27 protein-coding genes are annotated in these 26,004 nt (G+C 36.8%); 5 read left to right on the forward strand and 22 right to left on the reverse strand.

All coding sequences use genetic code 11. The annotated features are described in order from the left end of the window. Positions 1-621: 621 nt before the first annotated feature. The 4 genes from G5W_RS0117475 to G5W_RS0117490 all read right to left on the reverse strand — a co-directional run bounded on the left by G5W_RS0117475 (position 622) and on the right by G5W_RS0117490 (position 3,795). The gene (locus G5W_RS0117475) at positions 622-975 is read right to left on the reverse strand and encodes a DUF1360 domain-containing protein (protein ID WP_010098667.1); all 354 of its coding nucleotides are present in this window, start codon (positions 973-975) and stop codon (positions 622-624) included. A 235-nt stretch (positions 976-1,210) separates the two neighbouring features. After that, the gene (locus tag G5W_RS0117480; protein ID WP_010098668.1) at positions 1,211-1,846 is read right to left on the reverse strand and encodes a DUF3889 domain-containing protein; all 636 of its coding nucleotides are present in this window, start codon (positions 1,844-1,846) and stop codon (positions 1,211-1,213) included. 449 nt (positions 1,847-2,295) lie between these two features. After that, positions 2,296-2,568, reverse strand: a complete 273-nt coding sequence (locus G5W_RS0117485) for a GNAT family N-acetyltransferase (RefSeq protein WP_010098669.1) — start codon at positions 2,566-2,568, stop codon at positions 2,296-2,298. A gap of 48 nt (positions 2,569-2,616) precedes the next feature. Further along, positions 2,617-3,795, reverse strand: coding sequence for a DHH family phosphoesterase (locus tag G5W_RS0117490; protein WP_010098670.1), 1,179 nt, complete (start codon positions 3,793-3,795; stop codon positions 2,617-2,619). A gap of 124 nt (positions 3,796-3,919) precedes the next feature. Here G5W_RS0117490 and G5W_RS21550 point away from each other — a divergent pair, with 124 nt between their 5' ends. Together G5W_RS21550 and G5W_RS23440 are read left to right on the forward strand one after the other, a co-directional pair. Then, on the forward strand, positions 3,920-4,351 hold the full coding sequence (locus G5W_RS21550; RefSeq protein WP_010098673.1) for a YndM family protein: 432 nt from the start codon (positions 3,920-3,922) through the stop codon (positions 4,349-4,351). A 119-nt stretch (positions 4,352-4,470) separates the two neighbouring features. After that, on the forward strand, positions 4,471-4,572 hold the full coding sequence (locus G5W_RS23440) for a YjcZ family sporulation protein (RefSeq protein ID WP_010098675.1): 102 nt from the start codon (positions 4,471-4,473) through the stop codon (positions 4,570-4,572). Between the two features lie 107 nt (positions 4,573-4,679). Here G5W_RS23440 and G5W_RS0117510 read toward each other — a convergent pair whose 3' ends face one another. Further along, positions 4,680-7,415, reverse strand: coding sequence for a UPF0182 family membrane protein (locus tag G5W_RS0117510; RefSeq protein WP_010098676.1), 2,736 nt, complete (start codon positions 7,413-7,415; stop codon positions 4,680-4,682). 157 nt (positions 7,416-7,572) lie between these two features. On the opposite strand from G5W_RS0117510, the gene G5W_RS0117515 reads away from it, so the two are divergent. Next, positions 7,573-8,163 carry a DNA-3-methyladenine glycosylase gene (locus G5W_RS0117515; RefSeq protein ID WP_029191180.1) on the forward strand — a complete coding sequence of 197 codons (591 nt, stop codon included), beginning with the start codon at positions 7,573-7,575 and terminating at the stop codon, positions 8,161-8,163. 73 nt (positions 8,164-8,236) lie between these two features. Continuing rightward, positions 8,237-8,731 carry a cyclic pyranopterin monophosphate synthase MoaC gene (moaC, locus tag G5W_RS0117520; protein WP_010098678.1) on the forward strand — a complete coding sequence of 165 codons (495 nt, stop codon included), beginning with the start codon at positions 8,237-8,239 and terminating at the stop codon, positions 8,729-8,731. A 63-nt stretch (positions 8,732-8,794) separates the two neighbouring features. Here moaC and G5W_RS0117525 read toward each other — a convergent pair whose 3' ends face one another. The 17 genes from G5W_RS0117525 to G5W_RS0117605 form a co-directional block, all read right to left on the reverse strand. Beyond that, the gene (locus G5W_RS0117525; RefSeq protein WP_010098679.1) at positions 8,795-9,307 is read right to left on the reverse strand and encodes a MogA/MoaB family molybdenum cofactor biosynthesis protein; all 513 of its coding nucleotides are present in this window, start codon (positions 9,305-9,307) and stop codon (positions 8,795-8,797) included. A gap of 11 nt (positions 9,308-9,318) precedes the next feature. Continuing rightward, a complete protein-coding gene (gene mobA, locus G5W_RS0117530; protein ID WP_010098680.1) occupies positions 9,319-9,918 on the reverse strand; it encodes a molybdenum cofactor guanylyltransferase in 600 nt (199 codons plus the stop codon). Next, entirely contained in the window at positions 9,918-10,421 is a 504-nt protein-coding gene (mobB, locus tag G5W_RS0117535) for a molybdopterin-guanine dinucleotide biosynthesis protein B (protein WP_010098682.1), read from the reverse strand. Before mobB ends, mobA begins: the two co-directional genes overlap by 1 nt. A 2-nt stretch (positions 10,422-10,423) precedes the next feature. Then, positions 10,424-10,657, reverse strand: coding sequence for a molybdopterin converting factor subunit 1 (moaD, locus tag G5W_RS0117540; RefSeq protein WP_010098683.1), 234 nt, complete (start codon positions 10,655-10,657; stop codon positions 10,424-10,426). A 2-nt stretch (positions 10,658-10,659) separates the two neighbouring features. Next, positions 10,660-11,133, reverse strand: coding sequence for a molybdenum cofactor biosynthesis protein MoaE (locus G5W_RS0117545; protein WP_010098684.1), 474 nt, complete (start codon positions 11,131-11,133; stop codon positions 10,660-10,662). Further along, positions 11,126-12,439 carry a molybdopterin molybdotransferase MoeA gene (locus tag G5W_RS0117550; RefSeq protein ID WP_010098685.1) on the reverse strand — a complete coding sequence of 438 codons (1,314 nt, stop codon included), beginning with the start codon at positions 12,437-12,439 and terminating at the stop codon, positions 11,126-11,128. Before G5W_RS0117550 ends, G5W_RS0117545 begins: the two co-directional genes overlap by 8 nt. Before the next feature lie 11 nt (positions 12,440-12,450). Beyond that, positions 12,451-13,461 carry a MoeB/ThiF family adenylyltransferase gene (locus tag G5W_RS0117555; RefSeq protein ID WP_010098687.1) on the reverse strand — a complete coding sequence of 337 codons (1,011 nt, stop codon included), beginning with the start codon at positions 13,459-13,461 and terminating at the stop codon, positions 12,451-12,453. A 29-nt stretch (positions 13,462-13,490) separates the two neighbouring features. Next, positions 13,491-14,504: a GTP 3',8-cyclase MoaA gene (gene moaA / locus G5W_RS0117560; RefSeq protein WP_010098688.1), complete on the reverse strand. Its 1,014-nt coding sequence runs from the start codon at positions 14,502-14,504 to the stop codon at positions 13,491-13,493. 88 nt (positions 14,505-14,592) lie between these two features. Next, positions 14,593-15,405 (reverse strand): formate dehydrogenase accessory sulfurtransferase FdhD, encoded by an 813-nt coding sequence (fdhD, locus tag G5W_RS0117565; protein ID WP_010098689.1) that lies wholly within the window; start codon positions 15,403-15,405, stop codon positions 14,593-14,595. 13 nt (positions 15,406-15,418) lie between these two features. After that, a complete protein-coding gene (locus G5W_RS0117570) occupies positions 15,419-17,770 on the reverse strand; it encodes an FdhF/YdeP family oxidoreductase (protein ID WP_010098690.1) in 2,352 nt (783 codons plus the stop codon). 81 nt (positions 17,771-17,851) lie between these two features. Further along, entirely contained in the window at positions 17,852-19,144 is a 1,293-nt protein-coding gene (locus G5W_RS0117575; RefSeq protein WP_010098691.1) for an L-lactate MFS transporter, read from the reverse strand. Between the two features lie 417 nt (positions 19,145-19,561). Next, on the reverse strand, positions 19,562-20,095 hold the full coding sequence (locus tag G5W_RS22515) for a helix-turn-helix domain-containing protein (protein WP_337445692.1): 534 nt from the start codon (positions 20,093-20,095) through the stop codon (positions 19,562-19,564). A gap of 89 nt (positions 20,096-20,184) precedes the next feature. Further along, a complete protein-coding gene (locus G5W_RS0117585; RefSeq protein ID WP_010098693.1) occupies positions 20,185-20,700 on the reverse strand; it encodes a hypothetical protein in 516 nt (171 codons plus the stop codon). 132 nt (positions 20,701-20,832) lie between these two features. Continuing rightward, a complete protein-coding gene (locus tag G5W_RS0117590; RefSeq protein WP_010098694.1) occupies positions 20,833-21,738 on the reverse strand; it encodes a hydroxymethylglutaryl-CoA lyase in 906 nt (301 codons plus the stop codon). Between the two features lie 232 nt (positions 21,739-21,970). Continuing rightward, positions 21,971-22,390 carry an arsenate reductase (thioredoxin) gene (gene arsC, locus G5W_RS0117595; RefSeq protein ID WP_010098696.1) on the reverse strand — a complete coding sequence of 140 codons (420 nt, stop codon included), beginning with the start codon at positions 22,388-22,390 and terminating at the stop codon, positions 21,971-21,973. 12 nt (positions 22,391-22,402) lie between these two features. Next, positions 22,403-23,695, reverse strand: a complete 1,293-nt coding sequence (locus tag G5W_RS0117600; RefSeq protein ID WP_033445757.1) for an arsenic transporter — start codon at positions 23,693-23,695, stop codon at positions 22,403-22,405. Positions 23,696-23,719: 24 nt separating this feature from the next. Then, positions 23,720-24,064, reverse strand: a complete 345-nt coding sequence (locus G5W_RS0117605; RefSeq protein WP_010098698.1) for an ArsR/SmtB family transcription factor — start codon at positions 24,062-24,064, stop codon at positions 23,720-23,722. Positions 24,065-24,202: 138 nt separating this feature from the next. Between G5W_RS0117605 and G5W_RS0117610 the strand changes: the two genes are divergently transcribed. Beyond that, complete coding sequence (locus G5W_RS0117610) at positions 24,203-25,789, forward strand: peptide chain release factor 3 (protein WP_010098699.1); 1,587 nt, start codon at positions 24,203-24,205, stop codon at positions 25,787-25,789. Positions 25,790-26,004 lie beyond the last annotated feature (215 nt).

A 26,004-nucleotide genomic window follows, 5' to 3' on the forward strand; every position in this document is an offset into this window, starting at 1 on the left:
GCAAATACTTTCGCTTTCGTTTCAAGCGACAACTTCTATATCATATCACAACTATCTGGATTATGTCAACTAACTTTTTTCTTTAATTCGTAACTTGTTGAAATAACAAGTAGCAGCGACATAAATAAATTTACCATATTAATCAGATTATGTCAACAAGAGTTTTTTAACCCATCCATAAATCTGAGTAGTCTATTTTAAGACAGCAAAATATATATTACGCTCGTTTGATTCATAAGTCAACGATATTTTACTTATTTCTTCTTTCCATTCTTTCAAAGGTCGGTATCGCAAGAATAATATATTCCGCAGATATGAGAAGTGTTACTGTCTTTCTTCGCTCACTTAAATAGAAATAATAATTAAATGAAATATAAAAAACATAGGCTTGTCCATAAGTCACTTTTCCATAAATATATAGGAACAGTGAGGGATAGTATCCCTCACTGAATAAAGTTTATTTCCTTTTCAACCATAAGGTGTATTTCTAATTAATAGTCTTCTTTCTTCTTTTCCCACAACCACAACCAGAACGTTTTACCCTTTTTCTTTGTGGTTTAAGGGAGGACTCATTTCCTTCTTTCACCTGTTTATTCATTTTTCCGTCCTCCTTTAAAAAGTTTAATCAATTACTCGTTGCGTGATAGCCTCTATTATTCCTGCTGCCCCCGCAATAGCTAAAAGTGTGATAATTACCTCTCCACCTGCTGGCCAAACATATTGTAAAGCTAATAATATCGCTACACACCATATACCTGTACACCAATAACAGCTTAATAGTTCACCAATCCAATACTGCAAACCACTTCCCTTAATTTCTATATAAGTAAACATCTCTCCATTAGAATCTGTTTCTACTACCTCATGATGAAATGGTTTACGTATAAAGCTAGTAATCTTATCAAATACAACCAATCTAGTTAATCTAAAAGAAGCTAGTATCAATACGATTAATTCAAACCATCCATTAATCATCATTCGCCATCTCCAGTGGTTAAGTAATTTCAGGCATTATTAGTTCTTTTCTTCGGAAAATTGAGTATTAACCAAGTTTCGACATATTACATATAGGTATAATCACATACTTATATTCAATCTCGCTCAATAAACCTCAAACGAAAACTGTAGATAGCCTGCGATTATAGAAATAGTATATTTCTCATTTTAGAAAAACGACACGGTTAACACCCAATTCCGTTATTTCAACGGTTCAAACTTGGTTAAAATCAAATGATATAACTCTATCATTTTGTGGATTGTAAATTACATTTGCTCGAACTTTTATCTCTTCGTTTTGTATCCTCAACACATACTCAAAAGTTTCTTTTGTTTGTGTTGGTGACATTTCCACTTTACTAACCGTGTTATATTCTGTAACACTAGCATTTGGATATGCAGTTTGGACTAATTCGAGTAAATATTTCCCCCACTTTTCTTCCTCCAGTTGTGGTGATGGAGTAATCTCAACTCGAATAACGCCTTGATTTAAATTAGCCCCCAAAGCTTCAAAAGCTTTCTGGTGCAAGTTAATCCGATTTGGTGGAAAGCCCCTAACTTCATCCACTACCGTTGCTATAATTTCACGTGCATTTTCAGGGTTATGAACTTTAATTGCATCCCCACATTTATACGGAGAGTTTTCCCCAACAGCAACTGTCATATATTGATTGGTTGACCATGGAGTACCACACTGTGTAATTGGTCCACCCATTGTCCAAGTCGCTTCACCCTGTACCACATTCTGCCGTATACTCTGATCCACTCGTTGCGATTCTGTGATGAAAGCAGGGTATACTGGATATGGATAGTACCTAAATTGATTATAATACGGATAATAATAATACAACTCGATTCCCCCTGTAATAGGCTGACGTTATGTTTTGTAATAAACACCCATTATCATCGTATGAACTACAATGGTTGACCTGTTCCTTTTTTAGCGAGGAATTACGGTCATCACGTAAATTCGTATCATATCAAAGTGAATGAATTGTTATAAATATGGGAATCCTAACAGAGTAATATCTTTATTAAAGGGGCGAGTTTATCATCGGTGAACAAACATTATTTGTAAAAGAAGCTACATCCGAACCGAATATTCTAAAAGCAGAAGAAATCCTAACTAAACTGGATGGCGTAGAAAGGGTATTAATAGATACCAATGATGGTGAAATAAAGATTGAATTTGACGAAAAGCTAGTTTCTAAGGAACGAATTGTTATGACACTTATTGAAAATAATTTCACCATAATACAATAATAGCAGTGTAGCAATCGTTGGCTACACTGCTTCTTATTATGCTAATATTTCTTGTAAATTATTTTTTTCAATGTACATCTTTGCAAAGGAACATTCAGGTATAATCTTGATTCCATTCTGATTGGCAAACTGGACTAATTCTTCAACAAGCTTACCAGCCACTCCTTGACCCCTAAGTTCTTCTGATACAAAAGTATGTTCAACTATCAGATTTCCATTCGCATCCTTTTGATAGGTAATCTCTGCCGATGGATTATCTTCCTTGTCTCCAATATAAAACTTACCATTCCCATTTTGTATGTTACGCATCTTATTACCTCCCATTTTTTCAACACATTTTAACGTATGAAGAGTAAATTATCGTCTTGACTTTATTATTTCGATTAAATAGTTCACATATTCATCATCTTTCGATAACCAAACAGCATGATTTCTTTTCAGATACTTTTCTGCTTCTTGGAACGTTAAAAAACTGTTATCAGTCTTATCATGGTCTTTTTCAAATTTCCATTTCCCTTCGTCTTCGAATACCATATAGCGGGAATCATGGGGATCTAGAAATAATACTCCAACAGAATTCCCCTTCAAATTATAACGATTTCTTCTAGCATCCTCCCGAATAGGGTCCAAATGAAATACTTCTTCTACAAAATGTTTATATGCAGTGTCTGTAATTGTACATCCGGAAGCCTTAGCATGCCCTCCCCCACCATATTCACTTGCAATTTGAGATACATCGACATCATCGTGAATTGTGCGAAACCCCATTCTCCTACTACCCATATTTACGATTGCTATGTAATCTAAATGCCAACAGTCCTTCCCTAGTTCATTTCCCAGCTCTGAATGATAAGACTCGGCAAAAACAATCCCCACATAGTATTTACCTATCTTATTCTGAATCAGTTCTCTTCGTTTCCTTCGTATATAGCGGTCTATTTTATCATCTTCCATGTCCAATATTCTTTTTTCAAAGTCATCAAAATAGAAGTGTTCGTTCTCCTTTAACCGCTCTAACATCTTCTCCTCGAACTCATCAATCGAGATGAGAAAGAATAAGGCGTTCAATCGTTGAGCTGCAAGGTTTCCGCTTTTTTCCCATTCCCAAGTATCATAAAGTCTCACTAGTTCTACAAATTCATCTATTGCTGGTTTTGCGACTAGCATTTCATTTCGCACTAAATATTCATAGTATAAAGAAGTAGCTGACTGTAATTTACCCGCTTCATCTTCAACTTCTATATGTCCCCAATCATATTGATTAATATGTAGGGCAGTTTTATGATGATCGATTAATTTTACTTTCCCTCCATTTTGATAGAATTCGTCAAGTTTCTTTTCATTTTCTTCATTAACAGATAAGTCCGTTACAAATAAAAAAGTATCCGTTTCTTTCTTCTCCAGGAACCATGAAACCTCTCTATCTATTCCCCCTACTGAGTTGTACCGTACATTGACTTGTTTTCCAAATGCAAGTTTGGCTAGTATTCCACAACCTACACCATCTAAATCATTATGAGACAATAGTTTATACACAATATTTCACCTCTTAAGGTAGTATGCTTTTTTCTCATGAAAATATTGAGGCGAATACTAAGAGAATGAAAAAAATTGGAATGGGGAAATTAAAATGTATCGCTGATAGAAAGGATTGGTATAGATGAAGCATGTCATCCCTTTATTAATCAAATTTGTTCTTATTACAGCTGTTTTATGGGTTGTACTTGGTATATTCTATAATGTATCAATAGGGGATATCTTTTTGACTAGTATAATCCTAAGTGTAGTCTCCTATTTAGCCGATGTATTTGTACTTCCAAATGTCAGTAATTTTTGGGCTACTATCGGGGACTTTGGTTTAACGTTCTTAGGTGTCTGGTTATTGGGGCAACTATTTATTGGAGAAAATACTAATTTAGCAGATGCTTCCTTAATATCTGCATTTTTCATTGCCCTTGGAGAAATACTCTATCACCGGTATATGAAGAGAAAATTTGCTGAGAATGAATTTATTACTTTACCAAAAGATTATTCCATAACTAGAATGCAAACAGAATTTAGTTCCGAACTAGATGAAAAAGATAAGTATTAGAATTCCAACCACCTAATCATGGTAAAAGTCTAATTATTATTTTCCTAATATATCCGTCCACGATTATTTCTTGTTACCTCCATAATATAACAATGAATAAGAATAAAGGAGGGAACAGTATGGGATATAACGGAGGCGGATATAACGGTAGTAATAGCTTCGCATTAATTGTAGTTCTCTTCATCCTACTAATAATTGTAGGAGCTGCTTATGTGTACTAAGGTGACTCTAGGGAAAAGCCATTCACATAAGTAGAAATGGTAAATTTATCACACTTTCCATCTCGTAAGAAAAGAAAGTGCCAGGCACAATCTCCTGGCACTTTCTTTTATTGAATTTCTGCTAAAATAGCCTCTATCCCAGTCATAAGCTCTGCCGCTTCCTGCCAATCTCCACGTGAAAGTGCCGCTTGGTAAGAATCAAACAGTTCCGATAGTTCTACTAGAGTATCCTCTGCGTTTACAATAGGATCCTTTTCTTGAGCATTTTCATTTTCTTTATCTTCGTCATTGGAATCTTGTTTTTGTGTATTGTTTGGATCAACAAGTTCTAGAATCCTTGTCAGTGCTTTTTCAAAATTCTCTTCCATTACAATATAGTCACTGTATGCTACGACGACTTGTTTTACTTCTGGTAGTGAAGTTTCATTCGATGACTCGATATAAATAGGCTCTACGTATAGCATCGTGTCTTCGATAGGTATTGCGAGAAGATTACCTCTAATAACTTCCGAACCACCTTGTGACCATAGATTTAATTGTTGTGAAATCACACTGTCCTGATTAATTCGATTTTCTATTTGCTGAGGACCATATACATTCTTTTGCTTCGGAAAACGATAAACAAAGATTTCACCATAATGTTCTCCATCATTTCTTACACCCATCCATGCAATCATGTTTTGCCTATTTCTAGGTGTAAATGGCTGCATTAAGATAAATTCTTCTTCCTTATTATCATCAAGCTTCATGGTAACAAAATATGGTTCCATTGTTACATCTTTATTGTAATATTTTTCCGTCGGGAATTGCCATACATCTTCACGATTATAAAACACTTCTAGATTAGACATATGGTAGGTTCCATATATAGAGGCCTGAATTGTGAATAACTTTTCTGGATAACGAAAATGTGACTGAACATCTTCCGGAATATCTTCTGTAAATAATTCGGGGAAGATATTTTGATAAGTTTGTAGTAATGGGTCATTAGGATCTACTACATAGAAATCAACCTTACCAGAATAAGCATCAACAACCACTTTTACTGAATTACGAATATAGTTTTCATCATTTTCATATGGTTCTGCATATGGATAAGATTCTTCCGTAAGATAGGCATCCATCATCCAAGCCAAGCTCCCATCTTTTCGAACAAAAATATATGGGTCTTCATCATAGGTGAAAAATGGAGCAATACGATTCACGCGGTCCATAATATTTCGTGTATGAAGTAACAAGCTATCCTGATTAATTTGATCCGATATTAACATTCGGAAGTTACCGGTATCCATAGCAAATAACAAGCGATTCAATCCTGTCATTGGTATTCCAGTTTCAGCTTCATAACGTGATGTAGCGTTATCCCCACCTTGCGGATAATCAAACTCTTCCTTTTGACTCTTAACAATTACTTCATCATAGGATTCTTCACCGAAATAAATTTGAGGTTTTTTAATTTCCATTACTCCTTGAGGTGGTAAATTATTAAGCATATATTTCGGTTGCCCCTGCGGTGTCACTTCATTAACATGACTCATAACAACACCATAACCATGAGTATATCGTAAATTAAGATTTTCCCATGTTTTTGCTTGCTCAGATAAATCTTCTGTTCTTAATTCCCTTGCACTAATAAACACTTGCTCATAATTACCATCAACCATGTATCGATCAATATCAACATCATTAAATGTATAATAAGGGCGAATGGTCTGTGTCTGGTCATAAACATCCTGTAATGGTCTTACATCATTAATGCGCACATTCTCAATAGTCTTAACATTACGTTCTACCATCGCTTGATCAAGCGTATCATTCACTGGATGTTCCTCTTCCTCAATTTCAGATAGCTGATAGGCAGCGCGAGTGTATTCTAAGTTGTTAGCTAAGTATGGTTCTTCCTTAGAAAATTCATTTGGTGATACAACGAAACTCTGAACCACTACACTTGCAAGTTGTCCAACTACAACAAGTAACAGATAAGCAATAATTGGAATCACCATGGAAAGTATTTTGCCTCGATTCATGGCAATAATCATCCATACAACACCAATAATAGCTACAGCAGCTAACACATAGGATTTAGGAATATTAATCAATTGATCGGTATAACTTAAACCATAAACTGCACTCTCTTGAAAAATATTAACCTTATTTGTCAATAATGTTTCATAAGGTTGTAAATAATGTAACCCCGCTAGTAATAAACCTACAAATCCCAAGGTAACCCCTAAATGGATTTGAGCCTTTTTACTCTTTCGATACATACCGAATACTGAATAAGAACCAGCTTCAATTAGGAAATAAAATATCGCCAACCCTAACAATAGATTCAGGGCAATTTTCAAAACAGGTAATGTATACATATAAAAAGCGATATCCATATCAAAATATGGATCTGTAATTCCAAAGGATGCTTGATTCAGGAATTTTAATAAAGGCTCCCAACCTACTCCCTGTACAAGAGCACTACCAAATAGTCCGATAATAGTAGATATAACAAGAATGAGAAAACTACTCTTTTTTTTGTCCATGATAATCGGTGGAAGTTGCTCTTGTTTCAGATGACTAACATAAGCACTTCGGATCCAGAAAAATGTTATGATTGACAAAGTTAGAAAAACGACAAAACCAATACTTCCCAGTAGCACCTTGCTGCCTAGAATAGTAGTAAAAACACTCTCAAAGCCTATACTATCCATCCAGATAAAATCGGTTATTAATCCAATTGACAAGAAACCACCTATAAGTAATATAACGGCAATTAATAAAATAATGGCCTTAACCCTAGAAATTTTCGGACGTTTCTTAGACGTCTTATTTTCAAACACAGTAAAATCCAAAGCTGATCCTCCTATAAATCAATTTTCATCTCATCTAATGATATCAGATTAGCAGACTATTCCACTATTAATACGATACTATTAGTAAATGGGTTTCATTATTTTAAAAACTGTAATGAATGTATTCTATATAACTAAAGAAAGAAAGGGATCAAAAATGCCTATCGAATTCACCCCTCTTCCTCAACATTTCTATACACAACCAACGTTAGCATTAGCGAAAAATCTACTTGGCTGTATCCTGGTAAACCATACAAATGAAGGAACAACTTCCGGATATATTGTGGAAACCGAAGCTTACTTAGGTGTAAACGATCGTGCGGCACATAGCTTTGGTAACCGACGAACAAAACGAACAGAAATTATGTTTCACGAACCAGGACTAGCCTATATTTATCAAATGCATACTCATCGTTTAGTGAATGTCGTCTCAGGTCCGATTGGAACACCAGAAGCGGTATTAATTCGAGCTGTAGAGCCTTATACGGGAATAAACATCATGTTAAATAGTAGACCTGTTAGCAGATTAAATCATTTAACGAATGGCCCGGGTAAACTAACGAAAGCACTTGGAATTACGATGGAAGACTATGGGAAAGCATTCCATCAATCTTCCTTACTAATTGCAAAAGGAAAGAAACCTACTTCTATTTCACAAGGAAAAAGAATAGGAATAGACAACGCAGGAGAGGCAAAGGAATATCCATACCGGTTCTGGGTTTCCAATAACCCATTTGTCTCTCGTTGAGGCAAGATATACTTGTATAATTCCGATTCCTCCCATAAGATATAGTAAGATCAAGCTTTAAGGGGGATCATGAATGCTTACTCATTTTAACGAAGATGGTCGTGCGAAAATGGTAGATATCTCTGAAAAACAAGCAACCGCAAGAATTGCGACAGCAAGATCTAGTATTTTCATGAATGATCATGTTTACCAAGCAATCCGTAGCCAAAAAATTAAAAAAGGCGATGTTCTTGCCGTTGCTCAAGTTGCAGGAATTATGGCAGCTAAACAAACTTCATTCCTTATTCCGATGTGCCATCCAATCCCATTAAGCGGGGTGGACATTTCATTTGAATGGAAGGAAATAGAAAATAATACGGTTGAACTTATCATTCAGACCGAAGTGAAAACAGTCGGTAGTACCGGTGTAGAAATGGAAGCATTAACAGCCGCTTCGATTACAGCACTGACCATATATGATATGTGTAAAGCAGTTGATAAAGGCATGACTATCGGTTCAACTTATTTAGTAGAAAAAAGTGGCGGTAAAAGCGGAGATTATAAACGGCAATCTAATCATCAAAAATAGTTAAATTACATACATAGAAACAATAATAGTACTGAACAAGTAAAAGATATGTTCAGTACTTTTTTACACCCTATCTTTAGCAAGTTCACCAACCGCATGACCTAACTCTGGTAAAATCAATTTTTCCATTGCTAACTTAACCGCTTTAACCGAACCTGGTATGGAAAAGACGATACAATTATTGATAACGCCTGCAATAGCTCGGGACATGATACTTGCTGACCCGATGTCCAATTGATAGCTTAGCATCCGAAACAATTCCCCAAATCCTGGTAGTTCCTTCGAAAATAATGGTTGAATAGCTTCGATTGTTACATCTCGATTCGAGATTCCTGTACCACCATTCATGATAATCGCTTCGATTTCTTTATTCACTGTCATTTCCTTAACCTTCTGTTGAATGAATAGGGTCTCATCTTGAACAATTTCATATTGCATGACGTTATGTCCTGCAGTTTGGAGTAATTCTTTGATGAATGCCCCACTTTTATCCGTATCTATTGTTCTCGTATCACTTATTGTTATGACACCACACTTCACCATCTGTTTTGCATCTTGGCGGTGAGCTGATAACATACTCTCGCCTCCTAACTATCTGTTATATCCTTTACAGAATCTATTTGTAAGTCCTCTCGATAATTAATATTTTGAAAGGCTTTCTCGTTGTTCATTTCTATGTAATCTACTTTACATTTGGACAATAATTGCTTTAAGGATAATTCCTTTCGGTTTAGTTGTGCGGCTATTTTATCCATAATGGACCTATGAAAAATTGAAACTAATGGTTGTATTCTACCATTTACAATTGGAATTATTGCCTCCGTGTTATAACTAATATGTTGGAGTAGTGTTTGATAAACAGACACTTCTATATAAGGTATATCAATTGGTGAAATAAGGTACCAATCAAAAGCTAGATAATCCATTCCTGAATATATCCCTGCCAACGGTCCATACCCTGAGATTGTAGGGTTGTCTGTAATAATTTCGATAGTTGGGGCATTGACTTGAAAACGTTCTATTAATTTATCATTCGTTACAATGACAATCGAATCAGTGACCGGCTTCATCGCATTGATAATATATTCATAGAAAGGTATTCCATCTAACTTGGCAAATGCCTTCGGTGATCCAAATCTCCTGGACATGCCACCAGCTAGTATAATTCCGCCAATCCTATTATCCATCATATTATCCCCTCTTGAAAACTATTATAGATCCATTCGATGGCTTTTTTCCTATCCTCATCATGAAAAATGGCACCACTAAAACTGTTAACATTTACCTCTTTTGGTTTCATTACTCCCTTAATATTTTCTAGCTGTACTAATAATGGTGACTCCTCTTCTTTTCTCAGTAACACTATTTTTGGAAAAGGGAGACGCTTAAACCCTTCTACTATTAAAATATCCGTCCCCAGCTTCTCATAAACTAGAAAAATATCATCTACCTTCCAATGGGTCGCATGAGATAATTGCAGCATACCATCACCAATAACGCCAGCTATAGCAGAACCCGCAGCACGATGCTGTTCACTATCCGAATCCTCGATACCAATTGGTAAGCCTCCATGTCCATGATTCTTCAGTGAACCAACCACTATCCCTCTAGCGGAAAGATATGTGATCAGTTCTTTCGTAAACGTTGTCTTCCCACTATTTTTGTAGCCAACGATTTGAAACACCTTCATCCTTATCCCCCACTAACAGGAGGGATAAACGCGACTATATCTCCATCTGATACAACATCCTCCGCTAGCGCATACTCCTCATTGATAGCTGTCATAACATTTTCTAGTTGAGATAGCTGAAATGATCTCATTAGCTTCTCCTTTAACTCACCTACGGTAATATTAGATGCTTCAAATTCTATACGTTCCTTTCCGATAACCTCTTGAAGTTGAGCAAAAAATAACACGGTAATCAATCCTATTCCTCCTTTCCAACAGATAACGGTTGTCCACTTGGGTAGGATACTTTTCCAAGTTGGTCACCTATCCATGTTTCTCCACTCTCCCAGTGTTCTTTCTTCCATATAGGCACAATTTGCTTAATTCGTTCAATCGCATATTCATTCGCTTCATATGCAGCTTTTCGATGTGGAGAGGACACAGCAATAACAACAGCTATTTCAGCTATATCTAATCGACCTATCCTATGTGTGATGGCAACTTCTGTATTCTCCCATTTCATTTTAATTTCTTCTCCTATCTGGGTTAACATTTTGACAGCCATCGGTTTATACGCTTGATATTCTAAATAAATTGTTCGCTTTTGATTGGTCCATTCTCGAACAGTTCCTATGAAGGTCGTAATCGCTCCTGCTTCTCTACGGGTTACCTTCTCCACAACTCTTTCAACTTGAATCGGGTTCTCAACTATCTCATACATCTTCTTACTCATGTATCCTTTCCCTCCTTGTATGTATCCCACCTAGCACAAAGCCTTCAAAGGTTGTACCTTCTTGGTCTTCTAGAAGAATAACGGAAACCTCCATCCCAGCTTGATAACCCCTACTTCCACCAGGAAGCTGTATCAATACATTAGCATGTCCAAGTGAGGATACTACATTGGATTTATCTAAGCCAACTGGATTAGCAATTAAACAACCATCTCGGAAATCTAAATGACCTCGAACAAAACGGTCAAAAGGGTTGGGTTTTTTGAAATCCGCACCTAAAAATGCCTTTTCTTTTTTGAGAAAAGAATGATTAGCCTGTAGATATTCGCGGATAATTGGTCTTGTAAAAAGTTCAAATCCTACATAGCATGCGGATGGATTTCCCGATAAGCCGAATAATAATTTCCCATTTAATTCAGCCACTGTCGTTACACTTCCTGGTCTCATCGCTATTTTATTAAATAGAACATTTGCATTTAATTTTTTATAAATTTCAGGTAGATAATCATAATCTCCAACCGAAACACCACCAGTTGTAATCAGTATATCAACATCTTCCAAAGCCTTCGAAATTTGGCTAAAACACGTATTAAAATCATCACTAAATTGCCCAAAATACATAGGTGTTCCACCTGCCCGTTGTATTTGCGCATATACCATATAGGCATTACTATTACGGATTTTACCAGGTTCAAGTGGCTGATCTACATCCAGTAATTCACTACCAGTTGCAATAATACCTACCCTTGGTTTTATACTGACCGGAACCTCCTTATAGCCAAATGTAGCCAGCAATGCAACGATTCCTGGGTTAATGTATGTACCTCTAGTTGCTAAAACAGTACCTTTTTTAGTATCTTCTCCGGTAAACGATATGTTTTCGCCGACTTTAGTAGCTCGCTTTAAACGAAAATACGGTTTTCCGTCTTGTAAAAATTCATCTACTAATTCAAGCATAACAACCGCATCACAATCAGCCGGCACCTGTGCTCCAGTCATAATTCTCACAGCCTGTTGTTCATTGACTTGGCCATTAAAAACACTTCCAGCACCAATCTCTCCTATCACTTCAAAGGTTACTGGATTATTTCTAGATGCACCTTCTGTATCTACTGAACGGACAGCAAATCCATCATAGGGAGAACGGTTAAAAAAAGGTACATCGTGATCTGCAAGTAAGTCGTGACCAAGAAAATGCCCATAAGAATCTTCTATCGGGACTACGCGCACACCACCGATTTTCTTATAAGCCATCACGCGTTCTATCGCTTCAGTTACCTTAATAGGCTTTCTTCTCTCTACTACCATTATCGTACCTCCTATCCAACCAACTGATAGTATATATTTCTAGCTAGTTCTAGTGAATCTGTTCCGTGGACAAGAACTCTCCCATCCTTAAAAATAACAATGCGATATGTAGCGTATTCAAGTGAAAGCAAGAAAGGATTTTTATTTACTTTTCCAATCCGACTTAAACGTTGTTCCAACTCGTCCAACTGAACCTTACGTTTCGCCCTTATTTGTACGGTATTTCTCCCACATAGAACTTCCATTTTCGTTTGAGTTTCATATTGTAAATATGGGTAACTAGGATTCACACCACAAGTTGGGCATCGTTCTTTTTTAGAACGTGTCATATCAACGGTATGATAAAGATTGTTCCACAAATCAAATGTTACAAGCTTGGACCTTAATGCAGTAAAATCCTCCACTAATATCTTGATGGCCTCTGACTGCTGATGCGCGACAACCATTTGTACAGCAGGAGCGATAATACCAACTGAGTCACAGGTTGCTCCGGAAACTGGTGTAGCATCCAAAATACATTGCAAACAAGGAGTTTTACCAGGTAAAACTGTAAAACTCATCCCCGTACTCCCTACACAGGACCCGAATATCCATGGTACATTCTCTTGATGGACTAAATCATTCATCATGTAGCGAATATCAAAGTTATCTGTTGCATCAATAACGAGGTCGACATCTCGTAATATTGGCAGCAAATTTGTATAGTTTCCATCCATCACAAATACTTGTATGTCAACATTAGAATTTATTTGTGACAAATGCTCCTTAGCAGCTATTGCCTTCGGTAGTTGCTGAAAACAATCCTGTTCGGTGAATAGCTGTTGCCTATGCAAGTTACTTGGTTCAACATAATCACGATCCACAATCGTTAGTTTTCCAACTCCAGCACGTACAAGACTTTCGGCATTAGCAGTTCCTAACGCACCACAACCTATGATAAGAACGTGTTTTTGTTGGATTTTTTCCTGCCCCTTTTTTCCTACTTGTCTAAATAATTCTTGTCGTGAATAACGATTATCCATTTTCTTTCCTCACTAATCATTCTTATAATTTACCCGCCAATATATGACATTTCGATTCTGTCTTTATTTCGTACTGTTTCTTCCGTCCGTTCATCCGAGTAGCGATCCGTTCTTTTGTTCCAAATTGAAATAATTGCTCTCTCTATCTCCTCATCCGATATATCGGAACGGAGTAATTCCCTAAAATCAAATCCCTTTGTGGCAAATAAACAAGTATACATCATACCATCTGCCGCAATTCTCGCCCTAGTACATGTAGAACAGAATGATTCAGTAACAGACGTAATAAAGCCTACTTCCGTGCTTGTTCCAGCATAACGGTAACGTTTCGCTACTTCACCTATGTAAGCTGATTCGACAGGTTTTAATTCGAAATGTTGAGATAATTGATGGTAGATTTCCTTCTTAGAAACAACCTTACTAAAGTCCCAGCCGTTTGTCTTTCCAACATCCATAAATTCTATATACCGAAGCGTTATTCCTCTATTCTTGAAATACCGAGCCATTGGAACAATTTCTTGCTCATTCATTCCTTTTTTTACCACCATATTTACTTTCACTTCAAGTCCTACTTCAACTGCCTTGTCTATCCCTTGTAAAACGCGTTCCGTGCTAATACCACTCTCGTTAATCGATTGAAATAAATTATTATCTAAAGCGTCTAGACTTACATTTATTCTCTTTAAGCCTGCCGCTTTTAAACTTTCAGCCATCTTCTCAAGTAATGTTGCATTAGTCGTTAATCCAATATCCCCTAATCCTTCTATCGCTGAAAGCTTTTGAATTAAACCTGGTAAATCTCTCCGTAATAAAGGCTCTCCACCTGTTAAACGAATCTTTTTCACCCCTAGATTCACAAAGGCTCTGGCGATTCTTTCAATCTCTTCAAATGAGAGCAAATGGCTCTTCGGCAAAAATGGATAATCCTTACCAAAGATCTCCTTAGGCATACAATATGTACAGCGGAAATTGCAACGATCTGTTACGGAGATTCTTAAATCCTGTAAGGGCCGACCAAATTTATCAGTAATATTCATGCTCATATGTAGGCCTCCTCCTATATGTCTTAACTATTAATCTATGGATAGGAGCTATATTCTATTACAAAAATACAGCTCCATTGCCTAACCATTATTTTTGGCAAGTATCCATATTCACTTCTTGAATTCTGTAAGGATGTGTATAGACATTCATTTTATTTCCTCTTGCAAAACCAATTACAGTAATCCCTAGATCTGTTGCAAGATTTAATGCTAAGTCGGTAGGTGCTGACTTAGATAAAATTAATCCGACACCAATTTTGGATACTTTCAGTAATACTTCAGAAGAAATCCTTCCACTAAAAACTATCAGCTTATCAGCGAGTGCAATCTTCCGTTGGAGTACTGTTCCATAAACTTTATCTAGTGCATTATGTCTGCCGATATCGGTGCGAACTTCAAGTAAACCATCAGGAGTTGCTAGCCCTGCGTTATGCACACCGCCTGTTCTTCTAAATTGCTCAGAACGCAACTGTAATTCTTTCATTAAATTATAGCATTGTTCTACGGAAATAGTTAACCGGCTAGTAATCGTCTTAGCAGTTTTCACATCGCTTTTAAAATAAAATTGTCTACTCTTCCCACAACATGACCCGATGAAGCGCTTGGAATGATCCTGCTCGGAGAAATTAATCTCTCGATTCAATTCTATATAAGCAAAACCAAGATTCACATCCAATACCATATTTTTTATTTCATTATAGAAGCGAATGATTCCCTCTGAGGCAAGAAATCCAATAATCAATTCTTCTAGATTAGTAGGTGAACAGACTAACGTTGCAAATTCCTCACCATTTAATAGAATGGTAAGAGGAAATTCTTCTACAACTTCTTCCTCCATCGTCAATCGTTCATTCCCATGAAAGCGAACGATTTCCCATCCATCCTGTGTTATATCACTCATTTTCATCCACCTTTTAATGTGGTTCAAGTTCTAATTCTTCTACACGTTTCTCCACATATTTCGTATCTTTTTGCGCATAATAGGTTTCGGCTTTTTCTACAATTACTGCCGTATTGTACTCTGGAATGCCAGCAAATTCTTCATATACCCCTTTCGGAATGAGCGAATTTCCTTCTGGCCAATGGACTTGAATATTTCCAGATTTAACCGGTTCAAATTTTGCCCGCCCTGTAAATGAGCCATATTGATTAAAGACAACAATAGCATCGCCTTCTTTTATACCAAGCTCATCACCATCATCTCGATTGATTAGTACATCATAACGATCTGCTGCATTAAAAGGGTCCTTATCATTGTATATCATAGAGTTAAATTGTTTACCACGTCTAGTCGTCACATAGAAATGTCCTTCTGGCTTACGTAACTCAGGGAGCTCTACTGTGATGAGATTACCCTTTCCATCAGGTGTAGGACATACCCCATCTTCACATAGCCATGCACCACCCCATTGAAATAAATCTCCTTTTTGCTTTAGATACTGTATACCATCATAATTAGGAGCTGCTTTAGCAATCTCTTCTCTTATTTCGAATGCATCCTTGAATTCTATTATATGTTTATTCTCAGGCTTCACTCTTTTCGCCAGATCAATATAAATCTCCCATTCGGATCTAGCTTCCTCAATTCTCGGGCCTTTAATTTCTGGCGAAAAATAAACCATTCTCTCCGTTGAAGTAGATGTGCCACCACCTGGTTGCTCATATCTAGTCATTGCTGGTAATATAATCACAGCCTCTTTCGCGTCTAATAGTGTGGAAGTGTTTAAGATAATATCCTGATGAACGCGTATATCAATATTTTCTAAACTATCTTTGACAAAATCCGGATCTGGCATTGTTTCTAGGAAATTCCCTCCAGACATATAATAGAGTTTCAGTTTTCGCTCATGTTCTTCTGGTAGCAGTGCATTTTCCAATGAAACTCCAACAATATCTCCTTGCCAATCTGGAATATCAAATCCCCATATAGCTTCAATCCGTGCTCGATTTTTCTCGTCTAAACCACCGCCAGGTAAAGAAAATGGATCTGCCCCCATTTCAGATGACCCTTGAACACCGGAATGTCCCCGAATTGGCATTAATCCACAGTGCTCTCTTCCAAGGAAACCTCGTAATAATGCTAAATTGGCTACTTGTGATATATTATCAGTTCCAAAACGATGCTGTGTTAGTCCCATTGACCATACAAATACAGCGGACTTAGACTTCGCTAATAGTATGGCTAACTCTCGCATCCGTTCTTTCGTAATGCCAGATGATTTTTCTAACTGTTCCCATGTAAATGACAGTACCTTATTACGTAATTCATCCATACCATTAACATGGTTACTTATAAATTCATGGTCTAAGGCAGAACCATATTCTTGTTTCTCCATTTCAAACCAATGTTTCATAATTCCATGCATAAAAGCAATATCTCCACCGATATTAACCTGGTAGAAATCATCGGCGATTTTCGTACCGAATAAAGCTGACTCTGCAATGGATGGAACCCAATAATTCTCCATTGCCGGTTCATAGTACGGATTAATGATGATAATTTTGGTTCCTTTACGCTTTGCAGCATACATATACTTTGTGGAAACTGGCTGATTATTTGCTGCCACAGAACCCCAAAATACTAATACATCCGTCCCAATCCAATCTTTATAATTACAGGTGGAAGCACCTACACCTATTGAACGGCTTAGCGCCGTTTTCGATGGCGAATGACATATTCTTGATGCATTATCTACGTTGTTCACCCCAAGAAAACGAGACACCTTTGCTAAAGTATAGTACGACTCATTCGTAATCCCTCTTGAAGTCGTATAAAAAGCCGCTTGCTTTGGATTAATCTGCTTCATTTTTTCTGCAATTTGGCTCATTGCCTCGTCCCAGGTAATCCGAATAAAATTCTTGTCTCCCGGTTTTCTCATTAATGGGTATGGAATCCTCCCTAATTTTCTGAGCTCAGTACTGGACATTTTCCTAAGCTCCTCTATGTCTGCGTGTAGAACGCTCTCCTTAATTGGACCCATTGTATTTAAACGTAAAACATTAAGTCTTGTCGTACAAACATGTGGACCTTGTAATGTTTGATCTCTAAGACCTGAGACCCCCAATGCACAACCATCACAAACGCCCTGAGTTAGAATTCTAGTTGCATATGGTAAATTATCTTTATTTTCCCATACAACCTTCATCGTATCTCTAATATGATGCGGTTTAACTTTACCTAGACCAAATGGCACCTTACTAACCCATAACTTTGGATCTGGTTTTTTGGTGAGCTTTATTGGGCCAGTATGTTTTGTGTTCCCCACAAACTCTCCTCCTTCAATAGTTCTTCTATATACTTATAGGGTCGGACTAACCTGATGGTAGTCGACCCTTTATCAATAAAATTACTGTTCTTCCATTGTGGCAGCTGTCGCATGTTTAACTGCTTGCTTCTGTTGTGCACCACGAAGACGTTTCATATCCGCACGTATCCATAATGAAAGACCTAGTGCAACTGCAAACATGATGGAGAATATTGTCATTGTTAGCGTATAACTACCCGTATTGTCATAGATAAGTGAAAGTAAAATTGGCCCAACCACTCCAGCCATTGCCCATGCTGTTAGGATATAACCATGGATTGCACCTAACTGCTTGGTTCCAAATAAATCTCCAATATAAGCCGGAACAGAGGCAAATCCTCCTCCATAACATGTTAAAATTGCAAATAATAGAATTTGAAATAGAATTGGGTTAGAAGCAAATGGTAGAATCGTAAATGCTATGACTTGGATGACAAAAAATGCTGTATACACATTAGGTCGACCAATATAGTCACTTAACGATGCCCAACCAATTCTTCCTCCACCATTAAATAATCCCAATACGCCAACCATGGCAGCTGCTGCAATTGCTGTCATTCCAGTAATTTCTTGTGCCATAGGTGAGGCAACAGCAAGTATTGCAATACCACATGTGACATTAATGAATAACATCAGCCATAGCATCCAAAACCGTCTAGTTTTTATCGCTTCATTAGCTGTAAGTTGTGATAAATCCTCCTTAATTTTAATTTTTGTTTTTCCAGCTTCTTGTTTCTCAACAAAGCCTTTTGGAGCCCATCCTTCAGGGGGTGGAGCTAGATATTGTGCTGACACCGTCATCACGATAAAGTAAATAGTACCTAGAATAAAGAATGTATTAGAAATTCCTACTAAACCAATTAACGTCTCAATGGCAGGACCGCTTAAGATGGCAGCAAATCCAAATCCCATTATCGCCAATCCAGTTGCTAAACCACGTCTATCCGGAAACCATTTTACTAGGGTGGAAACTGGGGATATGTATCCAATTCCCAATCCAATACCACCAATAATGCCATAGAACAGATATAATAACGGCAGTGATTCTAACATGGTTGCGAATCCTGATCCAGCTACCCCAACACCAAAGAAAATAGCTGCTAACATACTAGATTTCTTTGGCCCATTCTTTTCAACAAAGCGTCCCATAAAAGCAGCAGAAAAACCTAAAATAAAGATTGCAATACTAAAAGCAGTTGAAACTTGTGTCTGTGTCCATCCGTAATCATCAATCATTGGATTTGTGAATACACTCCATGCGTATGCTGAGCCAATTGACAGGTGTACACCTAGTGCTGAAGCTGCGATAAGCCATCTGTTTTTTACCTTCTCCATAAGTTACCTCCTTTAAAAATTTATATGTAAGTTAACTAGTCGATTTCAACTAGAGAACATACGTAAAAGGTGAAAAATTGAAAGCTGAACAGAGATGATAAAAAATTTACTAGTCTTTACATGTAATAGAAGAATTACGAAGTCGAGGGATTATGATGCGTGAATCATTAAGAATATTTTATTCTTTATTTTCATTAAATTCTGTTAAATATCGTAACATGAAAACGATTACATTTTCAACTAAAAAAATATAACTTTTTCATAATAGGTAATTGAAACTAGTTTAGGTCACACCTTTTTCTCAAGGTTATCAATAGTAAGCTACATTTAGATTAATAGTCTTTTACTATTGTATAACAAAAAAACCTGACACGAATCAATGTGCAAGGTTTTATAAAGGATTATCAATAAAAAATGTTAATACTTTCGCTTCATTCTCATCCACTGGTACAAATAAATGTGGCTTGGAACCTTGGAAGCATGCACTATCGCCTTTTTCCATAAAGTATTTTTTCCATCATATAAAAGATAGATGGAGCCATCTAAAACGAAAATAAATTCGTCTTGAGAATGGGTATAGGTCTCTTCACGTGAATTAATATTTTTTGGTGTAACATGGACAATAGTAGGTTCAAAGCCAGATAATGATGAACGATTGGCTAGTAACTCATAAGAATATCCCATATTCTCGTCCCCAAATCTTGCTCTCCGACTTGCCTTAGGTAACAATACTAAATCCTCTTCTTTTCGTTCATCTAAAATCCAAGAGAGAGAAACTTCCAGTACTTCACTGATTTTGGATAATGTTGCTATAGCAGAAGCAGTTTGTCCGTTTTCAATTTTAGATAGCATACTTTTGGAAATGCCAACAGAATCTGCAACTTGTTGCTGGGTTAATTTTTTTCGTAATCGCAGTTCTTTAATTTTCTTTCCGATTGTTTCAAGATTAATGACAGTTCGCTCCCCTCATGATGCAGGATATTTCTTCTATCATAGATTAAGAATTTATGGAACGTCAAGATAAAGGTAGAACTAACGAATTAGCTAGCTTCTCTCTGCTTATTATTTTTAGGTAATTTTGGTTTCGTTACAAAAATATAAATAGAAAGCAGTATACAAATTAATAAAGTAAAATGAAATATTGTATGTAGCGTATTCGGTACAATTCCATTCATAACAGGAAGAAACGCATGAGTGTTTCCAAACATTAACGTGTACCGCTCAATCTTCTCTTCAGCACCTATTCCGAATAAATATGGTAACCACCAACTCATTAATGCTCCACCTAAAATAAAGGCTGGATGAATTACTAACCACATTTTAATCAAGAAGGGATAATTTTTCCCCATGAACAGCATTATTAAAAAGATAAATAGGCATACCTGCAAGACCCCAATCAATGTAACCACCATTAGTTCACTAGTTTTTCTATCTTGTTGAATTGCTTCAACATCGTTGAGTATACCTAGTGGGACCCAATCTTGAACAATCATAAAAATTAAAATTAAGCCATAACCGAGCAGTAGAATTTTTTCTGAAAGGCGAATATTTCGCATTGCCAATTCCCCCCAATTATTCACTCTTCTATTTCTAATCTATACTATCATACGGAAGACTTGAATTTTATGATTTTTTTGTAAATTTTAAAAAGGGAATGCGATTAGAAATCACACTCCCTTTTATTCAACTTATGCTGTACCTTCAATATATGCTAACGAACGACTAGGAAGCTTCTTTCCTAGTTTACTTTGGATAAATATAGAGGCATCTTGAATCTTCTTTTCTTGGATTCCTGTCCCGATTCCTAATCCATGAAGCAAATAAAGTACATCATTGGTAGCAACATTTCCTGCTGCACCTGGGGCATACGGACATCCACCAAGGCCTCCAATAGCAGTGTCAAATCTTGTAATCCCGAACTGCATAGATGTCAAAATGTTAGCAACCCCCATGCCTCTCGTGTCATGAAAATGCATAATGATTTTCTCTTGCGGATACCGCTGTAATATTTCTTCTAGTAGCATTTCCACCTGAGAAGGAACTGCCGAACCGATTGTATCCCCTAGTGAAATATCATCCACGCCTGCTTCCACTAAGTGATCACACACACGGATAACTTGCTCTGTCGAAATCTTGCCTTCATAAGGACAATCAAAGACAGTAGAAATGTACCCTGTTACTTTTTTGCCTTCCTGTTTTGCTTCTCTTATTACTTGAGTCAAAATGGGATATGTGCCTTCGATTGATTTGTTAATATTTTTTTGATTATGTGTCTCACTTGCAGACATAAAGACAGACGCACCATCGATACCAGCTTCTAAAGCATTCTCTAGCCCTCTCATATTAGGAACAAGAGCAGAATAAAGTACATTAGGATTTCGATTTATCCTTTTTCCAACTTCCATTGCATCCGCTAATGCTGGTATCCATTTTGGATTAACAAAGGAAGAATATTCGATTTCACGTACACCTGAGTTGGAGAGCATATCAATCCATGCAACCTTATCATCAGTTGAAATAAACTCTTTTTCATTTTGTAAACCGTCACGCGGTCCAACTTCTTTTAACTGAACAAAACTAGGCCATTTCCTCACCATTACTCCCTCCTATTACTAGAGTGAATCAAATAAATAATGAAGGCGCTTTCATATATCATATTAGATTTAAACCGTATATAAATATTCTTGATAATACAGCTTATTCAATTTTGTGTCATTCTGTTCAACTTTGTTGAATTAAGTTTATCGGAGTATGAAACGAATGTCAACAATTACTTATACATAAAAAGGGTAGACTCCTTTAACAAGTCTACCCTTTACTATTTACTTATTGCCCCGTTTCAGCAAATTTTTTGATTCGTTCGCCAATCTCATCACGAACTCTTTGGAACACTTTCCATTTTTGCTCATCTGTCCCCTCTGCTTTTGCAGGGTCGTCAAATCCCCAATGCTCTCTTTTAACTTGTGGAGGCGTAACAGGACATTTATCCTTTGCATCTCCACATAATGTAACAGCCAAGGTAGCGTTATTGAGAATGGTTGGGTCGATAATATCTGAAGTTTGTTCCGATATATCGATGCCTACTTCTTTCATAGCCTTTACAGCATTAGGATTAAGTCCATGTGCCTCAATGCCAGCACTTTTAACCTCCCAATCCTCGCCTAAATGTTTTTTTGCCCAACCTTCAGCCATCTGGCTTCTACAGGAATTGCCAGTACATAAGAAATATATTGTTTTCTTGGCCATATCGATTCTCCTTTACAATAAAATCAATGTGATATAAAGCCCGATAAGTGTAATAACTAGAATCGGAATAGTTAGCAATATACCGGTTTTAAAATATGTTCCCCATGAGATTTTAACTCCTTTTTGTGAAAGAACATGTAGCCATAATAATGTTGCTAAGGAACCTATCGGAGTAATTTTAGGACCTAAATCGGAACCTATAACATTTGCATAGATAAGTGCCTCTCGAATTAATCCAGAAGTATTGGTATCTGCGATTGCGATTGCATCGATCATAACTGTTGGCATGTTATTCATAATCGATGATAGTATCGCAGCGATAAAACCCATGCTTACCGTTGCTACAAATAGCCCTTGATCTGCTGCCAATTGGATGATATGGGTAAGAAAATCTGTTAGGCCTGCATTTCGTAATCCAAATACAACAACATACATTCCAATCGAGAAAAATACGATATTCCAAGGAGCACCTTTCATAACCGCTATTGTATTTACTACCTCGCTCTCTCTCGCAATCATGATAAAGAATATAGCGATGACACCTGCGACAATCGAAACTGGTATTTGAATAAACTCACTAATAAAGTATCCAATTAACAGTATCCCCAATATGCACCATGATAATTGAAACATTTTTTTATCACGAATTGCATCTTTCGGTTCGTTCAAATGAGTCAAATTATATTTTCTTGGGATGCTTTTCCGAAAATAAAATAACAAAACTCCAATAGTGGCGATTAACGAGAATACGTTAGGTAAAATCATGCGGGAAGCATATTCCACAAACCCAATATCAAAGAAATCTGCCGAAACGATATTTACCAGATTACTTACGACTAAAGGTAGTGACGTGGTATCCGCAATAAATCCACTTGCCATGATAAATGGAAAGACCATTTTTTCCTTAAAGTCTAAATTACGTACCATAGCGAGTACGATTGGGGTTAGAATCAAGGCAGCACCATCGTTTGCAAAAAACGCCGCAACAACAGCCCCTAATATACTTACATAGATAAACATTTTGATGCCATTACCTTTTGCAGCGCGAGCCATATGTAAAGAAGCCCATTCAAAAAATCCTATTTCATCTAAAATTAATGATATTAGTATAATGGCTATGAATGCTAAGGTTGCATTCCATACAATACCGGTAACCTCCACCACATCTTCCAATGTAACTACACCAACCAGTAATGCAAGAGTCGCTCCCCCTACTGCAGACCACCCAATTGATAGCCCCTTAGGCTGCCATATGACAAGTATAATAGTGGCTAGAAAAATTGATAAAGCTAGAATGACCATCATTACTGACAAAAATACTCCCTCCATTTAACAGCAAAGAATTCGTTTACCGCTTCTCTCTAATTCTTTTATTTTGTACGATTGATTTGGTAATTGTTCTAAGAGTGGACGGATTAATGTATAATGGACGCTATTTTTGTTCATCGAATAAAAAATCCATTGCCCTTTTCGTTCCTCTTGAATAAGTCCAACATCCTTTAGTTTCCGCAAATGCTGACTAATAGATGGTTGACTCATAGTAAAAACTTCCACAAATTCACAGACACAGCAATCATGGACATCAAGAATTTTCAACATCGTAAGTCTGGTCTTGTCACCAAGCAGTTTCAAAACTACTGCTGCCTGATTCATCATTACATCAGTATCCTTCATCAAATCCCCCCCGTAATCAAAGTATATATAACTATATAATAATATACTTATATATACAATTATGCAAACTCGCTTGGAATATAGTATTATAAAAAAGGTGATAAACCCTTGTAAGTTCTAATTGGAAAGGAATTATTTATGAGCATAAAAGAAGAAGTAGCAAAAAGAAAAACTTTTGCAATCATATCTCACCCAGATGCTGGGAAAACAACGTTAACCGAGAAGTTATTATTATACGGGAATTTGATACGTTCTGCAGGTACGGTAAAAGGAAAAAAATCTGGTAAGTTCGCGACATCCGATTGGATGGAAATTGAAAAGCAACGTGGAATATCCGTAACATCCAGTGTGATGAATTTTCCTTATAAAGAGTTTCAAGTCAATATTCTTGATACCCCAGGACACGAGGATTTTAGTGAGGACACCTATAGAACACTTACTGCTGTTGATAGTGTGGTCATGATTATTGATTCGGTAAAAGGGATTGAGGCGCAAACTATAAAACTTTTTAAAGTTTGCCGTATGCGGGGAATTCCAATTTTTACCTTTATCAATAAACTAGACCGTGAAGGTCGTGAACCTTTAGAGCTTTTAGAAGAAATTGAGGAAGTTCTGGAGATCGAAACATATCCCATGAACTGGCCTGCTGGAATGGGCAAACGTTTCCTAGGTATCTTTGATCGTGTTCAAGAACAATTTATTAAATTTAATGGAAATGAAGCAGAGAGCCATATCCCATATTCTGAGTTAGAAAAAGATGTATACCAAGATATGGTGAACAAGGCTGAGTTTATTGTAGCAAAAGAAGAATTGGAACTCTTGGACGAAGCTGGAGATACTTTTTCAATGGATGCCGTGTTAAGCGGTGAGCAAACCCCTGTCTTCTTTGGTAGTGCCCTTGCACCCTTTGGTGTGAACGACTTTTTTGATACGTTTATCAAACTATCCCCTGCTCCACAGCCGAGAAGGTCAACGGAGGGTACCGTTTCACCTGATGATCCTGATTTCTCTGGTTTCATCTTTAAAATACAAGCTAATATGAACCCTGCACACCGTGATCGTATAGCGTTTGTTCGTATTTGCTCTGGTAAATTTGAAAGAGGTATGAGCGTCAAATTATCACGAACAGGAAAAGTTTTTAAACTCTCTCAATCTCAGCAAATTGTTGCATCATCACGTGATACCATTGACGAGGCTTATGCAGGAGATATCATTGGAATTTATGATCCAAATGCTTATCAAATCGGGGACACTCTGCTGGAAGGAAAAGCATCCTTTGAATTTGATGAGTTACCAAAATTCCCACCTGAAGTATTTAAAAAAGTTATGGCTAAAAACGTGATGAAATCGAAGCAATTCAAAAAAGGAATTGAGCAACTTGTCCAAGAAGGTGCTATTCAGTTATTCAAAGACAAACGTACTGAATCGTATATTTTAGGTGCGGTTGGTGAATTACAGTATGAGGTTTTTAAATATCGTATGGAAAATGAATACAACGTGGAAGTACTCTTTGAACCTATTGGAGAACGAATCCCTCGCTGGTTGAAAACAGATCAGGTGAAAGAATCACTATTTGATGATCGAAATTTACTAGTACGTGACCGTGATGACAATTATCTGGTGTTATTCCGCAATGAATTTTCGCTGAATTGGTTTAGAGATAATCATAAAGATATAGAGCTAATTGATTTATTTGAAGTTAATTCCTATGGACAAATCAAATAGAAAAATGGAGCAAGGTTACAAAGTTAGCCTTTGCTCCATTTTTTATTATTATAATAAGAGTAGATAGGCTGATATATCTGGTGAAACGCTGATATATCATAAAATTCGCTGATATTTCTGGAGTATCACTGATATATTAATGCATTCGCTGATATAACCAAATAACAGCTATTCTATCGTAAATTCTCCCATCATCCTCAACTTTAACTCTTTTT

Source organism: Ornithinibacillus scapharcae TW25 (genome assembly GCF_000190475.1).
In the GTDB taxonomy this organism is placed as follows: domain Bacteria; phylum Bacillota; class Bacilli; order Bacillales; family Amphibacillaceae; genus Ornithinibacillus; species Ornithinibacillus scapharcae.

Excerpts from the sequence above, each read along its gene's own strand:
- G5W_RS0117475 (WP_010098667.1), bottom strand. The coding sequence starts at position 975 with ATGATTAATGGATGGTTTGAATTAATCGTATTGATACTAGCTTCTTTT.
- G5W_RS0117485 (WP_010098669.1), bottom strand. The coding sequence starts at position 2,568 with ATGCGTAACATACAAAATGGGAATGGTAAGTTTTATATTGGAGACAAG.
- G5W_RS21550 (WP_010098673.1), top strand. The coding sequence starts at position 3,920 with ATGAAGCATGTCATCCCTTTATTAATCAAATTTGTTCTTATTACAGCT.
- G5W_RS23440 (WP_010098675.1), top strand. The coding sequence starts at position 4,471 with ATGGGATATAACGGAGGCGGATATAACGGTAGTAATAGCTTCGCATTA.
- G5W_RS0117515 (WP_029191180.1), top strand. The coding sequence starts at position 7,573 with ATGCCTATCGAATTCACCCCTCTTCCTCAACATTTCTATACACAACCA.
- moaC (WP_010098678.1), top strand. The coding sequence starts at position 8,237 with ATGCTTACTCATTTTAACGAAGATGGTCGTGCGAAAATGGTAGATATC.
- G5W_RS0117525 (WP_010098679.1), bottom strand. The coding sequence starts at position 9,307 with ATGTTATCAGCTCACCGCCAAGATGCAAAACAGATGGTGAAGTGTGGT.
- mobA (WP_010098680.1), bottom strand. The coding sequence starts at position 9,918 with ATGGATAATAGGATTGGCGGAATTATACTAGCTGGTGGCATGTCCAGG.
- mobB (WP_010098682.1), bottom strand. The coding sequence starts at position 10,421 with ATGAAGGTGTTTCAAATCGTTGGCTACAAAAATAGTGGGAAGACAACG.
- G5W_RS0117545 (WP_010098684.1), bottom strand. The coding sequence starts at position 11,133 with ATGAGTAAGAAGATGTATGAGATAGTTGAGAACCCGATTCAAGTTGAA.
- G5W_RS0117550 (WP_010098685.1), bottom strand. The coding sequence starts at position 12,439 with ATGGTAGTAGAGAGAAGAAAGCCTATTAAGGTAACTGAAGCGATAGAA.
- G5W_RS0117555 (WP_010098687.1), bottom strand. The coding sequence starts at position 13,461 with ATGGATAATCGTTATTCACGACAAGAATTATTTAGACAAGTAGGAAAA.
- moaA (WP_010098688.1), bottom strand. The coding sequence starts at position 14,504 with ATGAGCATGAATATTACTGATAAATTTGGTCGGCCCTTACAGGATTTA.
- fdhD (WP_010098689.1), bottom strand. The coding sequence starts at position 15,405 with ATGAGTGATATAACACAGGATGGATGGGAAATCGTTCGCTTTCATGGG.
- G5W_RS0117575 (WP_010098691.1), bottom strand. The coding sequence starts at position 19,144 with ATGGAGAAGGTAAAAAACAGATGGCTTATCGCAGCTTCAGCACTAGGT.
- G5W_RS0117585 (WP_010098693.1), bottom strand. The coding sequence starts at position 20,700 with ATGCGAAATATTCGCCTTTCAGAAAAAATTCTACTGCTCGGTTATGGC.
- arsC (WP_010098696.1), bottom strand. The coding sequence starts at position 22,390 with ATGGCCAAGAAAACAATATATTTCTTATGTACTGGCAATTCCTGTAGA.
- G5W_RS0117600 (WP_033445757.1), bottom strand. The coding sequence starts at position 23,695 with ATGATGGTCATTCTAGCTTTATCAATTTTTCTAGCCACTATTATACTT.
- G5W_RS0117605 (WP_010098698.1), bottom strand. The coding sequence starts at position 24,064 with ATGAAGGATACTGATGTAATGATGAATCAGGCAGCAGTAGTTTTGAAA.
- G5W_RS0117610 (WP_010098699.1), top strand. The coding sequence starts at position 24,203 with ATGAGCATAAAAGAAGAAGTAGCAAAAAGAAAAACTTTTGCAATCATA.